Source organism: Bacillus sp. AFS017336, from assembly GCF_002555445.1.
GTDB lineage: Bacteria > Bacillota > Bacilli > Bacillales > Bacillaceae_G > Gottfriedia.
Genome location: NZ_NUCO01000096.1, coordinates 1 through 309, shown reverse-complemented (window position 1 = coordinate 309; position 309 = coordinate 1). Strand labels below are relative to the sequence as shown.

Genomic DNA, 309 nt, shown 5'->3' with positions numbered 1-309 from the left:
CCGGCGGCGAGCAGCCCAAGTTCACCGCCACCGTGGAAAGCGACGGCGGACGCCGCGCGGTGATCGTGAAGTTTGCCCAGCCCGATGGTGGCGAGGCCGCGCAGCGCTGGTCCGACCTGCTGGTCTGCGAACACCTGGCGCTGGAAGCCCTGCGCGCCGCTGGCGTGGACGCCGCCAGCAGTGAGCTGCTGCGGACGCCCACGCATACCTTCCTGGAAGTGACGCGCTTCGACCGCAGCGCCGACGTGCTCGGTCGCCGCGGTTTTGTTTCGCTGCTGTCGCTGTCGGCTGCGTTTACCGGTGAAGCGA

The 309-nt window shown here is 69.6% G+C and carries 1 protein-coding gene; it reads left to right on the top strand.

Translation table 11 applies throughout. From position 1 onward, the window contains the following. The coding region (locus CN601_RS22230) for a HipA domain-containing protein (RefSeq protein ID WP_179865650.1) at positions 1–309 on the top strand (309 nt) is incomplete at both ends.